Origin of the sequence: Chromobacterium haemolyticum, assembly GCF_002081825.1 — a bacterium.
GTDB lineage: Bacteria > Pseudomonadota > Gammaproteobacteria > Burkholderiales > Chromobacteriaceae > Chromobacterium > Chromobacterium fluminis.
The window spans coordinates 180,737-194,219 of record NZ_MUKU01000005.1; the positions used below are offsets into that span (position 1 = coordinate 180,737).

A 13,483-nucleotide genomic window follows, 5' to 3' on the forward strand; every position below is an offset into this window, starting at 1 on the left:
GCCGGGACGCCGCACTCCCTGACGGAGAACATCATGCACAAGACTTTGATCAAGGCGCTGGCCGGGCTGTCGGCGGCGTTGGCCTGCGTGACGGCTCAGGCCACCCAGTCCGGCGCGGACACCATAGGCGCCGGCGCCGAGGGTTTTCTCGCCGGCGCGCTGCCGCCGGCCGGTTGGTACGGCGTGTTCTATTACACCCATTATCAGGCTAAGCGTTTCAACGACGACGCCGGCAACGCTTCCGTGCCGGGCTTCAAACTGCAAGCCGACGTGCTGGTGCCGCGGCTGCTGTATATGTCGGACCGGACGCTGTGGGGCGGGCGCTTGGGTGGTTTCGCGCTGGCGCCGCTGCCCAGCTTGAGCCTGGACGCCGGCGGCGCGCATGAAAGCCGCAGCGGCCTGGGCGACGCGGTGTTGGGGCCGGTGCTGGCCTGGGGCGACGCCGGGCCGCTGCATACGGCGCTGGCGGCCGACATCGTGCTGCCCACTGGCGGCTACGACCGCGATCGGATGTTGAACCTGGGGGCCAATCATTACTCGCTGCGGCCTGTATTCGCCTTTTCCTATCTGCCGGCGTCCGGCTGGGAGCTGTCGTCCAAGATCAGCTACACCTTCAACGGCAAGAACCGCGATACTGATTACCAGTCTGGCCAGCAGTTTCATTTCGACTACTCGCTGAGTTACGCGGCCGGCCCGGCCTGGCGGCTGGGGCTGAACGGCTATTTCATCAAGCAGACAACGGATGATACCCAGCATGGCCAGGCGGTGGCGGGCAACGGTTTTCGCGGCCAGGCTTTCGCCATCGGCCCGGCGCTGCGCTATCAGTTCGACAAGGCCGGCTTGGAGCTGAGGTGGCTGAAGGAGTTCGAAGTGCGAAACCGGCCGGAGGGCGATGCCTTGTGGCTCAAGCTGGTGTTGCCTTTGTAGCGGAAGGGATTGATGCGGGAGGAAGTGCCGGGCGCGCGCGCCCGGCACTTTTTATTTGGAGACGCGCAGTGGCCCGATTAGCCGGGTCAGAGTGTTGTCCTTGACGATGAAGTGGTGCCATAACGCCGCGGCCGCATGCAGGATGGCCAGCCACATTAGAGCGTTGCCCAGCCATTCGTGAGCTTCCTTGAGATCGTGCGAGATATCCGGCATGGGGGGGAGCAGCAAGGGCAGGGGAAAACCAAAGAAGTCTATATTCTTGCCGGCGGCCTGGATAAAGGCGATGCCCAGCAGCGGCAATGCCAGCATCAGCGCGTAGAGCGACCAGTGGCCTGCCTTGGCGGCCAAAGCCGCCAGCCGGCCCGGCTGGGGGGTGATGGCGGGCGACGGATTGCCCGCACGCCAGATCAGGCGAGGAAACAGCAATAACAAGACGAGTAGTCCGGCCTGAACATGGGCGTATTTGACGCCGTCGCGCAGCGGCGTGCCCTTGGGAAAAACCCCTTTGGCTTCAATGAAAATCAGCGCGGCAATGACGCCTAAAGCGCCTAGCCAGTGCAGCGCGCGGGAAACCGCGCCATAGCGTTGAGAAGTATTGCGCAGCATGAGGAATGTCCTTACATGGGGTAATGCGTGCAGCATGGAATGCAAAGCTTATGCGAAGCTTAAGAACCTGTTTACGCTCTCTCGAGCCAAGGCGAAAACAGGTTCTGAAAAATCAGAATAGATCATGAACAAGTTCTAATGATTTTTTGGCAAGGTCTGGGAGGCGAAGCCACGGCTCAATCTAGCCGGCGCAGCACGGTTTGTGTCGGAGGCGGCTTCGCTGCCGGCCGCCCCTGTCGGAACAGGGGCTTACGGTGGCGGCTTACTGGCCGGAGAGCATGAATTCCGCGCAGCGCTCGGCGATCATCACCACCGGCGCATTGGTGTTGCCGGAGACGATGGAGGGCATCACCGAGGCGTCGCAAACCCGCAGACCGGTCACGCCCTTGACGCGCAGCCGCGGGTCCACCACCGCGTCGGCGTCGCCGCCCATGCGGCAGGTGCCGACCGGGTGATAGACGGTTTTGGCGAATTGGCGGATGTGCTGCTCCAGCCTCGCGTCGTCGGCGTGCTCGGCCGGCGAGGGCAGCAGTTCTTCGGAGATCAGCCGGCGCATCGACGGCGCCCGCAGAATGCGACGCGCCAGTTTGACGCCGCGAAGCAGGCAGGCGATATCCTCCGCCTCGCGCAGCGCGCCGCTGTCGAAGCGCAGCGGCGCGGCCGCGTCGGCGCCGGCCAGCGCGACGCTGCCGCGCGACTTGGGGCGCAGCAGGCAGGGATTGATGGAAATGCCGTGGCCGGGCAGCGGCTCGCGATCCACGTCGCCCACCAGGGTGGGCAGCACATGAAACTGAATGTCCGGCCGGCCGCCGCCGCCGGTGTCGACGAAACCGCCGGATTCCACCACGTTGGAGCTCAGCAAACCGGTGCGGAACAACTGCCATTGCAGGCCGTGGCGCAGCGCGGTCAGGCCGCGGTCCTGGCCCAACAGGCTGATGGGCGCTCGGGCGCGGCCGTAGACTGACACTTCCAGATGGTCCTGGTAGTTGGCGCCCACTTCCGGCGCGTCGCGCAGCACGGCGACGCCGTGTTCGCGCAGCTGCGCGGCGGGGCCGATGCCGGACAGCATCAGCAGTTTGGGGCTGGACAGCGCGCCGGCGCACAGCACGATCTCCGCCGTGGCGCGCGCGCGCTGGAGGCCGCCGGCGTCGCGCCATTCCACCTGACAGGCTCGGCGGCCGTCGAACCCGATTTTTTGCACATGGCAACCGGTGCGCAGGTCCAGTTCGGACCGTTGCCGGACCGCTGCCAGATAGGTGGCGGCGGTGCTGCCGCGCTGTCCGTCGAAAGTGGTGGTGTGGTAGAAGCCGACGCCGGCCTGTTCGCGGCCATTGAAGTCGTCGTTGTAGGCCAGGCCGATTTCCTGAGCGCCCTGGACGAAGGCCAGGCTCAGCGGATGACGGTAGCGGGTGTCGCTGACTTTCAGCAGCCCGTCCACGCCGTGGTAGGGCTCGGACAAGCGCATATGGCTTTCCGCCTTCTTGAAGGCGGGCAGCACCCGCGCCCAGTCCCAACCCTCGCAGCCCTGAGCGGCCCAGTCGGCGTAGTCGGCGGCCTGGCCGCGGATGTAGACCATGGCGTTGACCGAACTGCCGCCGCCCAGAGTGCGTCCCTGAGGCACGAAGATGCGCCTGCCGGCGGCTTCCGGCTGCGGCTCGCTGCGGTAGGTGACGGTGCGTTCGCTGCCCAGCACCTTGATGAAGGTGGCCGGCATGTGGATGTAAGGGCTGTTGTCCGGCGGGCCGTCTTCCAGCAGCAGCACGCGTTTGCCGGCTTTGATCAGCCTATGGGTCAGCACGCAGCCGGCGGAGCCGGCTCCGATAAGGATGTAGTCGTAGTCGCGCATGGGGTCTCCCTTGTTGTGGCGCCGGCCTTCTTCTGTTTGAGGATGAGCGGCCGCTCCAGCATAGGGCGGCCGCGCGCGGCGGCCTTGACCGGGCGCGCCCGCGGTCTTGACCGCCGCGGACGCGCCGGCCGGGAGGTTCAGCCTTGGCGGATCAGCTCGCGCAGCACGCGCTTGCAGGCGGCCAGATCCTGTTCGCCCAGCCCGGCCTGGATCTCCCGCTGTTGCTGGCCGGCGATGCGCCACAGCGTGGCGGCTTGTTCGCGGCCGGCCTCGCTGAGCCGATAGCCGGCGGCGTCGCGGGTCAGCAATCCCTTGCGGCGCAACTCGGCCTCGGCCAGTTCTATCGCCTCCGGCGGCATTGCCGCCTCGCGCTGCAGCGCGCAGCCATCCAGCCCCGCTTGCTGTTCCAGCACCAGCAGCAGGCGCGCCTCGCCGCCGCCCAGGCCGGTGGCGAGTTGGCGCGGCCGGTAACTGGCCTGGTAGGCTTGCAGCGCCTGGGTCAGCAGATAGAGCAGGTTGTCGCCCAGCCAGCCGGGCTGGGGTTCCGCGGCCGCGGCCGGCCGAGCGCGCGGGAGCGCGGCGGCGTACATGCCCTGGTGGTAGAGCAGCGGCGCGGCGCCGCAGTCGTCGAAGGCCTCGACCAAACCCAGCAGAATCCAGTGGTCGCCGCCGTCCAGCCGCTGATGCAGCCGGCAATGGAAGCGGGCGGCGCAGCCGTCCAGCAGCGGTGCGCCGCCTAGGCCGGTTTCCGGTTCCAGGCCGGCGAATTTGTCCGAGGCGGCGCGGGCGAAGCGGTTGGACAGCTCAATCTGGTCGGCGGCCAGCACGTGAACGGCGAAGTGGCCGGCCTGGTCGAACACCGCGTTGCTGGCGGAGCGCTTGTCCAGGCTCCACAGCACCAGCGGCGGGTCCAGCGAGACGGAGTTGAAGCTGTTGGCGGTGACGCCGGCGCGTTCGCCGTCCGGCGTGGAGGCGGTGACGACGGTGACGCCGGTGGCGAAGTTGCCGAGCGCGCGGCGCAGCGCGCGCGCGTCGTGGGCAGGGGCGGGTGCGTTCATGGCGTATCCTCAAGGCCGCCCGGCGCGGGGCCGGAACGGCGCGGGTGGGAGGGGCTAGAGGGACGGTAGAACCTGTTCAAGGTCTTGCGAGCTAGAGCGAGACAAGGCGAAAACGGTTGAGAAAGCGGAGTGTGCAAGTGGTACATGAGCCTTTCGAAGCCGTACTCTCCGTGGGGCGTCTCACGAAGCGCAGCAGATCGTAAACAGGTTCTTAGACCATGGAGGGGTCCGGCTCCAGCCCCAGCAGCGAACGACCCAGGATCTGGGCGCAGACGTCGTAGTCGGTGTAGGCGTGGGCGCCGGTCATATGGGCGTCGCGGAATAGCCGCTGCGCCTCGTTTTCCAACCGCCAACAGTTGCCGCCCATGGATTCGAACAAACGGTCCACCGCCTGGATGCACATCTTCACCGCGTAGGCTTGGTTGGTGCGCCAGAAGGCCAGCGTTTCCGCCGTGGGGTAGCGCTTGGCCGCGCCGTGCTCGGCGTGATCGCGCCAGCTGGCTTCCAGCAAGGCGCGCGCGGCCAGCACCTGGTGAGTGGATTCGGCCAGCCGCATATAGGCTGGCAGCGCGGCGCCCACTTGGGCGCCGGTGTAGGCGCGGATGCGGTTGCGGCTGCGTTCCTTGAAGACTTGCAGCATGCGCTCGGCCACGCCCAGGCTGATGGCGGCGAAGCCGCTGGCGAAGTAGGGCCGGTAGGGCGCGTAGAAAATCTTGCTGTCCGGGTACAGGCCGAAGCCGGCGGAGCGGCCTTCCATCATGTCCTTGGCGGCTTCTATCCGGTGTTCCGGCACGAAGACCTTGTCCACCAGCAGCGTCTTGGTGCCGCTGCCTTGCATGCCGGCGGCGTGCCAGTCGTCGCGGATCCGGTAATCGGCGCGCGGCACCACGCCAAAGCAGTATTGCGGTTCGCCGTCCGGGCCGGGGCGGCGAAAGCCCAGTATCGCCCACTCGGCGTGGTCGCAGCCGCTGCTCCAGCCCATTTCACCGCTGAGCAGCACGCCGCCGTCCACGGCTTCGGCCCGGCCCAGCGGCGCGATGCTGCTACTGGCGGTGGCGTCGCGGTCCTTGCCCCAGACCTCCTCTTGCAGCCGGGCGGAGAACAGCGCGATCTGGTGACTGTGGGTGGCCAGCAGGCTGGCCGCCCAAGCGGTGCTGGCGCAGGCGCCGGCCAGCGCCGCCACGCAGTCCGCGAATTCCGGCAGGCTGATTTCCTTGCCGCCGTAAGGCTTGGGCTGGAAGGCGCGGTGAAAGCCTATGCTTTTCAACAGCGCGATGTTTTCCGCCGGCACGGTGCGTTCGCGTTCCGCCCGCTCCGCGTTGGCGGCGATGGCGGGCAGGATGGGAAGCAGGGTTTCCAGCAAGGGATTGGGGTGGCGCATGGCGGGTCTCCTGGGTGCGTGGTGGCGCTGGATAATAATGAATACCTTCAGCGAATTTGCATTATGGATAGCGATGCCACGCACTGGAATGCACCTTCCAAGCTGTCTTAGGTACTTTTCATAGAATTTGCGCGCATGGCTGAGGAGGCGGACCCACGCCAGCATATCGGGGAGGCGGCCTGTTCGGCTTCGTGCTCCGGCCCCAGCGGGATGTCGCGACGGTCGCGCAGCAACAGCGCGGCGGCGAGGCCGATCAGCGTCATGCCGCTCAGATAAGCGGTCACCGCGGCGGTGGAGCCGGTTTGGGCGATCAAGGCCTTGGCGATCATCGGCGCGAAGGCGCCGCCGAGGATGGCCCCCAGCGCGTAGGAGATGGACACGCCGGAAAAGCGCACCGAGGCGGGGAACAGCTCCGCGTAGAACGCCGATTGCGCGCCGTAGGTCAGGCCGGTGCCCACGGACAACAGGCACAGCGCCAGCAGCACCGCCGGCAAGCCGGCGCTGTTGACCAGCGGGAACAGCATCAGCACGCCGGCCAGCTGCACGCCGAAGCCTATGATGTAGATGCGGCGGCGGCCGATGCGGTCCGACCAGACGCCGGCCAGCCAGGTGAAGGCCATCCAGCAGGCGGAAGCGAAGGCGACGGCCAGCAGCACCGGGGTGCGCTCCATGCGCAGCGCGCCGGCGGGGTCGGTAGTGTAGTTTTGGATGAAGCCGCCGGTGGTCATGTAACCGACGGCGCTGTTGCCGGCGAACACCAGCGCGGCCAGCAGCACCAGCGACGCGTGGCGGCGGAACAGGTCCAGCACCGGGGTGCGCGAGCCGGCCTTGCGCGCCTTGATCTCCTCGAATACCGGGCTTTCCTCCACTGAGCGGCGCACCCATTGGCCGATGAACAGCAACACGACGCTGAACAGGAAGGGCACGCGCCAGCCCCATTCCAGGAAGGCGTCGCCGGGGGAGATCACCCCGCTCATCAACGCGAACACACCGGAAGCCAGCAGCAAGCCCAGCGGCACGCCTATCTGCGGGAAGGCGCCGTAGCGGCCGCGCTGACCGCGCGGCGCGTGTTCCACCGCCATCAGCACCGCGCCGCCCCATTCGCCGCCGGCGGAGATGCCTTGCAGGATGCGCAGCAGGATCAGCGCGAGCGGCGCCAGCAGGCCGGCGGATTCATAGGTGGGCAGCAGGCCGATCAGCGCGGTGGAGGCGCCCATCAGCACCAGGGTCAGCACCAGCATCGCGCGCCGGCCAAGCCGGTCGCCGTAGTGACCGGCGAGAAAAGCGCCCAGCGGCCGGAACAGGAAACTGACGCCGACGGAAGCGAAGGCGATCAGCGTGGCGGAGCGCTCGCCGGCCGGCGCGAAGAACAGCTTGTTGAACACCAAGCCGGCGGCGCTGGCATAGATGAAGAAATCGTACCATTCGATGGCAGTGCCGATCACGGTGGCGTAGGCGACTTTGCGCGCGTTCGCGCTTGGGGGAGCGGGGGTGTGGTTCATCTTCAGTTCTCCTCGGGGGCGGGGCCGGAGTCGGCTCCGGGCGGCGCCTTGTTCTTGTATGGTCGCCGCTTGGGGTAGGCGGGCCGGGCGGCCCGCCGTGGGTCAGTAGGCGGATGGGGACGACGGCAGGCCGGGCGTTTGGCTGCGGAAGGCCGCGGCCAGCGCTTCGGCGCGGCGCGCCAGCAAGGTGGTGTCGACGCCGACGGCGACGAAGCCCGCGCCCAGTTCCAGCAGGCGGCGCGCTTCGGCCTCGTCGGCCATCAGGATGCCGGCGGCCTTGCCTTGAGCGCGGATGCGGCGGATGGCGTCGTCCATTGCCGCGCGCACGTCCGGGTGGTCCGGTCGGCCCGGATGGCCCATGTCGGCGGCCAGGTCGGCAGGGCCGATGAAGACGCCGTCCACGCCGTCGGTGGCGGCGATGCCGTCCAGCGCGGCCAGAGCCTGGCGGGTTTCCACCTGGACCAGCACGCAGATTTCGCTGTCGGCCCGCGTCAGGTAATCCGGCACGCGGTTCCAGCGCGAGGCGCGCGCCAGCGCGCTGCCCACGCCGCGAATGCCGCGCGGCGGGTAGCGGGTGGCCGCCACCGCCCGCGCCGCCTCGTCGGCGTTTTGCACCATGGGCAGCATCAGCGTTTGCGCGCCGATGTCCAGCAAGCGCTTGATGCGCACCGGGTCGTTGCTGGCGGCGCGCACAATGGGGTGGCAGGGGTAGGGGGCGATGGCCTGCAGTTGCAGCAGCACGTCGTTCAGTTCATTGGGCGCGTGTTCGCCGTCTATCAACAGCCAGTCGAAGCCGGCGCCGGCCAGCAGTTCGGCGCTGTAGGGGCTGGCCAGGCCCAGCCACAGGCCGATCTGGCGGCGACCGTCGCGCAGCGCGGCCTTGAAGGGGTTGGCGGGAAGTTGCATGGCGGTTCCTCTAAGGGGGTCAGACGAAGCGGCAACTGATCGCGCCCAGCGGGCCGTAGTCGACGTGGAAGGTGTCGCCGGCGCGCGCCGGCACCGGCCGGGTGAAGGAGCCGGACAGAATCACCTGGCCGGCCTTGAGCTCGACGTCGAAGGGCGAGAGCTTGTTGGCCAGCCAGGCCACGCCGTTGGCCGGGTGGTTGAGCACCGCGGCGGCGACGCCGGATTCCTCGATTACGCCGTTGCGGTACATCAGCGCCGCCACCCAGCGCAGGTCCAGCTCGCGCGGGCGGATGGGCCGGCCGCCCAGCACCACGCCGGCGTTGGCGGCGTTATCGGCGATGGTGTCGAACACCTTGCGCGGGCGCTGGCTGTCCGGGTCTATGGACTGGCTGCGCGCGTCGATGATTTCCAGCGCCGGAATCACGTACTCGGCCGCGTCGTAGACGTCGAACAGCGTGGCGCCTGGGCCGGACAGCGGCCGGCCCAGGATGAAGGCCAGCTCCACTTCCACCCGCGGCACGATGAAGCGGGACACCGGAATATCCGCGCCGTCGTTGAAGAACATATCGTCCAGCAGCGCGCCGTAGTCGGGCTCGTCTATTTGCGAGGACATCTGCATCGCGCGCGAGGTCAGGCCTATCTTGTGGCCCTTGAGCTTGCGGCCTTCCGCCAGCTTCATCTCCACCCAGCAGCGCTGGATGGCGTAGGCGTCCTCTATGGTGATCTCGGGGTGTTCCAGCGAGAGCTGGCGGATCTGCCGGCTCTCGCGCTCGGCGTCGTGCAAGCGGCGCGCGGCGGCGCGGATCTGGTCTTGGCTCAGCATGCGGGCTCCTCAGGAGGGCTGGCGGAAACGTTGGTGCACATTGTTGTGCTTGAAGTTGAGCGTGGCGGACAGTTCGGTCAGCTCGAAGCTGAGCGCCAGGTAGCGCTGGGCGAACAGCGGTTCGAAGTGGCGTTGGATCAGCGCGAACATCTGCTCGGCGGTGGCGCTGCGCTGCGCCTCGCTGCGCCCGCTGCCTATCTGCAAGGTGCAGTGGACGAAGGCGTAGTCGGCTTCCCCGTCCGCCATGCGCCAGGTGTCCAGCCAATGGGCGCGGCTGCGGATGCCGGCGAGGGGAAACAGGCCGCTGGCGGCCAGGCAGTCGTGCACCTGACGGAAGAGCTCCGGCAGGTCCGCCTGCTCGCGAATATTGTCGGTGCATTCAGCGATGAAGTGCGGCATGGCGCTCTCCCTGAGCTTCCACCGGCAGCACCGCGTTGATCTGGCCGGTGCCGGAGCTGCCGAAGTAGGGGGTGATGATTTCCGCGCGGCCGCGATAGTTATCCCAGCCCAGCGCGCCCAGCAGCATGGCGGTGTCGTGCATGAAGCCCTCGCCGTGGCACTTTTCGGCGTACTCCGGCAGCATGTCGCAGAAGGTTTTCCAATCGCCGTCCAACCACATGGAGATGACTTCTTGGTCCATGCTTTCCAGGAAGGGGCTCCAGGCCTTGTGCAGGTATTGCTCCGCGGTGCCGTTCTGGGCGAAGCGGTGCGACAGCGAGCCGCTGGCGAAGAAGGCCACGCGGCCGTCGTAATCGCGCTCCACCGCCTCGCGCATCGCCGCGCCCAGCCGCGCGCTGTCGGCCAGATCGTGCACCGTGCACAGCGCGGCCACCGATACCACCTTGAAGTGCTGGTCGGGGTTCATATAGCGCATCGGCACCAGGGTGCCGTACTCCAGCGGCAGCGTGGTGGCGTCGTGGGCGCGGGTGTGCACGCCGGCGGCGGTGGCGGCCTCGGCCAGCAGCTTGCCCAGAACGGGATTGCCCGGGTAGGCGTAGGGCATGTTCTTGATGAAGTGCGGCAGCTCATTGCTGGTGTACACGCCTTCGAAGGCCGGCGCGCAGTTGACGTGGTAGCCGGAGTTGACCAGCCAGTGGGTGTCGAACACCACGATGGTGTCCACGCCCAGTTCGCGGCAGCGGCGGCTGATCTCCTTGTGGCCGTCTATGGCCGCCTGGCGGCAGCCTTGATGCGGGCCGGGCAGTTCCGACAGATACATGGACGGCACGTGCGTGATCTTGGCCGCCAGGGCTAGGGTTCCCATTGCGTTCTCCTTTGTGCTGCGCGGGCGCGTCGCCCGCGCGTCGTTCCGTTTGCGGAAGCGGCCGTCTGGGCGGCCTTGGCTTTCGCGTCAGCGGGTTTCCACGCCCCAGCGCGGGATGAAATGGCCGCCCATGGAGACGCAGACGTTTTTCACCTCGGCGAAGGCTTCGAAGCTGTATTCGCCGCCCTCTCGCCCAACGCCGGACGCCTTGACGCCGCCGAAGGGCTGGCGCAGGTCTCGCACGTTCTGGCTATTGACGAAGACCATGCCGGCCTCGATGCCGCGCGCCAGACGGTGGGCTTTGCCGATGTCCTGCGTCCAGATGTAGGAAGCCAGTCCGTAGTCGACGTCGTTGGCCAGCCGCAGCGCCTCGGCTTCGTCGCTAAAGCGCAGCAGGCAAGCCACCGGGCCGAAGATTTCCTCCTGGGCGATGCGCATGCGGTTATCGACGTCGGCGAAGACGGTGGGGCGGATGAAGTGGCCGGCGGTCAGCGCCTCGGGCAAGCCGGCCGGACGCTCCAGGCCGCCGGCCACCAGCCGAGCGCCTTCCTCCAGGCCGATGCGGATATAGCCGGTGACTTTGTCGTAATGCTGGCGGGTGATCATCGAACCCACTTGGGTGTTGGGGTCCTGCGGGTCGCCGACGATCAAGCGTTGAGCGCGGGCGGAGAATTCCGCGACGAAGCGATCGTAGATGCCGTTCTGGACGAAGATGCGGCTGCCGGCGGTGCAGCGTTCGCCGTTGAGGGAGAAGATGGTGAACAGCGCGGCGTCCAGCGCGCGATCGAAGTCGGCGTCGTCGAAGACCAGCACCGGCGATTTGCCGCCCAGCTCCATCGAGTACTTCTTCAGCCCGGCGTTTTGCATGATGCGGCGTCCGGTGGCGGTGCCGCCGGTGAAGGACACCGCGCGCACGTCCGGATGGCTGACCAGGGCTTCGCCGGCGCTGGCGCCGTAGCCCTGCACCACATTGAACACGCCGGGCGGGATGCCGGCCTCCAGCGCCAGCCGGCCCAGCTCGTTGGCGGTCAGCGGCGACAGTTCGGACATCTTCAGCACCGCGGTGTTGCCCAGCGCCAGGCAGGGGGCGGTCTTCCAGGTGGCGGTCATGAAGGGCACGTTCCACGGCGATACCAGCGCGCACACGCCCACCGGCTGGTACAGCGTGTAGTTGAGCATCTGCTCGTCCACGGGATAGCTGTGGCCGTTCATGCGGGTGCAGACTTCAGCGAAAAAGTCGAAGTTGTGCGAGGCGCGGGGGATCAGCACATTGCGGGTCTGGTGGATGGGCAGGCCGGTGTCCAGGGTTTCCAATTCAGCCAGCCGCGGCACTTCGCGCTGAATCAGCTCGCCCAGCTTGCGCATCAGCCGCGCGCGCTCCTTGGCCGGCGTGGCCGCCCACTTGGGAAAGGCCGCCTTGGCGGCGGCCACAGCCAGGTTGATTTCCTCGGCGCCGCCCGCGGCCACTTCGCCCAGCGCTTCGCCGGTGGCCGGGTTGTAGTTGACGAAGCTGTCTTGGCTGGCCACTTCGCGGCCGTTTATCCAGTGCTTGATCATGGGGTTTCCTTTTCCGCGTCCCGGCGCGCAAGCCAGTCCGCTTCGCTGATGATGTGATTGAGCAGCCGGCCGACGCCCGCGACTTCCACGACGACTTCGTCGCCGGGGCGCACGTCGGACAGGCCTTGAGGCGTGCCGGTGGCGATCATGTCGCCTGGCCGCAGCGTCATGAAGGCGGACAGGTATTCGATCAGGAAGGGGATGTCGAACACCATGTCGCGGGTATTGCCGCTCTGGACGCGGCGGCCGTTGACATAGGTGGCCAGCTCCAGGCAATGCGGGTCGGAGACGTCGTCGCGGTCCACCAGCCATGGGCCGATAGGGGTCAGGCCGTCGCGGTTTTTCACCCGCAGATTGGGCCGGTAGTAGTTTTCCAGATAGTCGCGCACCGCGTAGTCGTTGCACACGGTGTAGCCGGCGACATAGTCCATCGCCTGGGCGCGCCTCACCTTGCGCGCGGTCTTGCCTATCACCGCCACCAGTTCGCACTCGTAGTGCATATATTCAACATTGTCCGGCCGCATTGAGTGTCGGCGGTGGCCGGTCAGCGTGGAGGGCGTCTTGAGGAACACCAGCGGTTCGCTGGGCGGTTTGAAGTCCAGTTCGGCCGCGTGGTCGGCGTAGTTGAGGCCCAGCGCGAACAGCGTTCCCTGGCACGGCGGCAGCCATTCCACCTCGGTTTCGTCCAGGCGGCGGCCGTCCGGCAGCACGATCGCGCCGTCGGCGTCGGCCTGCGCGCGCCAGGTTTGGCCCTGGTAACGGATGCGGGCGTGTCTCATTGGATATCCTCCTCGGCCGCGACGATGTTTTCCAGGCGGCCGATGCCGTCTATCTCCACCGCTACGGTGTCGCCCGGACGCAGCCTGGCGTTGCGCGGCGGCGTGGCCACGATCAGCAGATCGCCGGCGTACAAGGTGAGGAACTGGCTGACGTCGGCGATCAACTGGGCGACGCCGCGCAGCCAGTCGGCGCTGTCGTTGGTTTCGGCCAGCGCGCCGTTGACGTAGGTGCGCACTTGCACTCGTTGCGGATTGATGGCGTCGGGGCCGGCCTCGGGGCCGATGGGGCAGAAGCCGTCGCGGCATTTGGCCTGGATCGCCGGCCGGTAGAAGCTGGTTTCGGCCAGGCTGACCTCGTTGACCACCGCGTAACCGCCGACATGGGACAGGGCGTCGGCCGCGCTTACGCGGCAGGCGTCGCGGGCGATGCGCACGCCCAGCGCGCCGCCGGCGTAGACGGCGTCGGCGTCGGCGGGAAAGGGGATGGGCGCGCCGGCGGCGCTGACGGTGTTGCGCGGCTTGACGAACAGCACCGGCGCTTGCGGCGGGCGCTGGTAGGGGGCTTGTTCGAACTCCGCCGCCAGCGCCGCCTGCAAACGGCGGTGGTTGAGCGCCGCGCCGTAGATGGCCGCCGGCCGCTCCGTTGCGGCGTCTAGGACAAGGCTCATGCTTAACTCCTTGTTATTGAATGGGTTGCCGTTGTTCGAATATTCATTAACATGTTAAAGTTTATAACGATGACGGCGGGCTGCTGTCAATGTTTATCCATGTTGCGTTGCGGGGAAGCCTGCGGAAAACCGCGCTTGGGCGGCGGCGGCCTGGCTTCCCGATCCG

General features: G+C 67.4%; 13 protein-coding genes. 1 reads left to right on the top strand and 12 read right to left on the bottom strand.

Going from position 1 to position 13,483, the window contains the following annotated elements:
- The first annotated feature begins 33 nt into the window (after positions 1-33).
- A complete protein-coding gene (locus B0T39_RS05315) occupies positions 34-927 on the top strand; it encodes a SphA family protein (protein WP_081545131.1) in 894 nt (297 codons plus the stop codon).
- A gap of 51 nt (positions 928-978) precedes the next feature.
- Here B0T39_RS05315 and B0T39_RS05320 read toward each other — a convergent pair whose 3' ends face one another.
- The 12 genes from B0T39_RS05320 to B0T39_RS05375 form a co-directional block, all read right to left on the bottom strand.
- Positions 979-1,533 carry a cytochrome b gene (locus B0T39_RS05320; protein WP_081545132.1) on the bottom strand — a complete coding sequence of 185 codons (555 nt, stop codon included), beginning with the start codon at positions 1,531-1,533 and terminating at the stop codon, positions 979-981.
- A gap of 262 nt (positions 1,534-1,795) precedes the next feature.
- Entirely contained in the window at positions 1,796-3,379 is a 1,584-nt protein-coding gene (locus B0T39_RS05325) for a GMC family oxidoreductase (RefSeq protein WP_081545133.1), read from the bottom strand.
- A gap of 137 nt (positions 3,380-3,516) precedes the next feature.
- Positions 3,517-4,437 carry a p-hydroxyphenylacetate 3-hydroxylase reductase component gene (locus tag B0T39_RS05330; RefSeq protein WP_081545134.1) on the bottom strand — a complete coding sequence of 307 codons (921 nt, stop codon included), beginning with the start codon at positions 4,435-4,437 and terminating at the stop codon, positions 3,517-3,519.
- Positions 4,438-4,648: 211 nt separating this feature from the next.
- A complete protein-coding gene (locus tag B0T39_RS05335) occupies positions 4,649-5,818 on the bottom strand; it encodes a p-hydroxyphenylacetate 3-hydroxylase oxygenase component (RefSeq protein ID WP_081545135.1) in 1,170 nt (389 codons plus the stop codon).
- A gap of 107 nt (positions 5,819-5,925) precedes the next feature.
- Positions 5,926-7,320 carry an MFS transporter gene (locus B0T39_RS05340; RefSeq protein ID WP_081545136.1) on the bottom strand — a complete coding sequence of 465 codons (1,395 nt, stop codon included), beginning with the start codon at positions 7,318-7,320 and terminating at the stop codon, positions 5,926-5,928.
- A 102-nt stretch (positions 7,321-7,422) separates the two neighbouring features.
- Complete coding sequence (gene hpaI, locus B0T39_RS05345) at positions 7,423-8,226, bottom strand: 4-hydroxy-2-oxoheptanedioate aldolase (RefSeq protein ID WP_081545137.1); 804 nt, start codon at positions 8,224-8,226, stop codon at positions 7,423-7,425.
- Between the two features lie 19 nt (positions 8,227-8,245).
- A complete protein-coding gene (hpaH, locus tag B0T39_RS05350; RefSeq protein WP_081545138.1) occupies positions 8,246-9,049 on the bottom strand; it encodes a 2-oxo-hept-4-ene-1,7-dioate hydratase in 804 nt (267 codons plus the stop codon).
- A gap of 9 nt (positions 9,050-9,058) precedes the next feature.
- Positions 9,059-9,448 (bottom strand): 5-carboxymethyl-2-hydroxymuconate Delta-isomerase, encoded by a 390-nt coding sequence (locus B0T39_RS05355; RefSeq protein ID WP_081545139.1) that lies wholly within the window; start codon positions 9,446-9,448, stop codon positions 9,059-9,061.
- The gene (hpaD, locus tag B0T39_RS05360; RefSeq protein ID WP_081545140.1) at positions 9,429-10,313 is read right to left on the bottom strand and encodes a 3,4-dihydroxyphenylacetate 2,3-dioxygenase; all 885 of its coding nucleotides are present in this window, start codon (positions 10,311-10,313) and stop codon (positions 9,429-9,431) included. The genes B0T39_RS05355 and hpaD overlap by 20 nt, the downstream gene beginning before the upstream one ends.
- An 87-nt stretch (positions 10,314-10,400) precedes the next feature.
- Positions 10,401-11,870: a 5-carboxymethyl-2-hydroxymuconate semialdehyde dehydrogenase gene (gene hpaE, locus B0T39_RS05365; RefSeq protein ID WP_081545141.1), complete on the bottom strand. Its 1,470-nt coding sequence runs from the start codon at positions 11,868-11,870 to the stop codon at positions 10,401-10,403.
- Entirely contained in the window at positions 11,867-12,649 is a 783-nt protein-coding gene (locus B0T39_RS05370; RefSeq protein ID WP_081545142.1) for a fumarylacetoacetate hydrolase family protein, read from the bottom strand. Before B0T39_RS05370 ends, hpaE begins: the two co-directional genes overlap by 4 nt.
- Positions 12,646-13,317, bottom strand: a complete 672-nt coding sequence (locus B0T39_RS05375) for a fumarylacetoacetate hydrolase family protein (protein ID WP_081545143.1) — start codon at positions 13,315-13,317, stop codon at positions 12,646-12,648. The genes B0T39_RS05370 and B0T39_RS05375 overlap by 4 nt, the downstream gene beginning before the upstream one ends.
- Between the last annotated feature and the right edge of the window lie 166 nt (positions 13,318-13,483).

What these genes read in the sequence shown, in the direction of transcription:
- B0T39_RS05315 (WP_081545131.1), top strand. Translation starts at nt 34, where the DNA reads ATGCACAAGACTTTGATCAAGGCGCTGGCCGGGCTGTCGGCGGCGTTG.
- B0T39_RS05320 (WP_081545132.1), bottom strand. Translation starts at nt 1,533, where the DNA reads ATGCTGCGCAATACTTCTCAACGCTATGGCGCGGTTTCCCGCGCGCTG.
- B0T39_RS05325 (WP_081545133.1), bottom strand. Translation starts at nt 3,379, where the DNA reads ATGCGCGACTACGACTACATCCTTATCGGAGCCGGCTCCGCCGGCTGC.
- B0T39_RS05330 (WP_081545134.1), bottom strand. Translation starts at nt 4,437, where the DNA reads ATGAACGCACCCGCCCCTGCCCACGACGCGCGCGCGCTGCGCCGCGCG.
- B0T39_RS05335 (WP_081545135.1), bottom strand. Translation starts at nt 5,818, where the DNA reads ATGCGCCACCCCAATCCCTTGCTGGAAACCCTGCTTCCCATCCTGCCC.
- B0T39_RS05340 (WP_081545136.1), bottom strand. Translation starts at nt 7,320, where the DNA reads ATGAACCACACCCCCGCTCCCCCAAGCGCGAACGCGCGCAAAGTCGCC.
- hpaI (WP_081545137.1), bottom strand. Translation starts at nt 8,226, where the DNA reads ATGCAACTTCCCGCCAACCCCTTCAAGGCCGCGCTGCGCGACGGTCGC.
- hpaH (WP_081545138.1), bottom strand. Translation starts at nt 9,049, where the DNA reads ATGCTGAGCCAAGACCAGATCCGCGCCGCCGCGCGCCGCTTGCACGAC.
- B0T39_RS05355 (WP_081545139.1), bottom strand. Translation starts at nt 9,448, where the DNA reads ATGCCGCACTTCATCGCTGAATGCACCGACAATATTCGCGAGCAGGCG.
- hpaD (WP_081545140.1), bottom strand. Translation starts at nt 10,313, where the DNA reads ATGGGAACCCTAGCCCTGGCGGCCAAGATCACGCACGTGCCGTCCATG.
- hpaE (WP_081545141.1), bottom strand. Translation starts at nt 11,870, where the DNA reads ATGATCAAGCACTGGATAAACGGCCGCGAAGTGGCCAGCCAAGACAGC.
- B0T39_RS05370 (WP_081545142.1), bottom strand. Translation starts at nt 12,649, where the DNA reads ATGAGACACGCCCGCATCCGTTACCAGGGCCAAACCTGGCGCGCGCAG.
- B0T39_RS05375 (WP_081545143.1), bottom strand. Translation starts at nt 13,317, where the DNA reads ATGAGCCTTGTCCTAGACGCCGCAACGGAGCGGCCGGCGGCCATCTAC.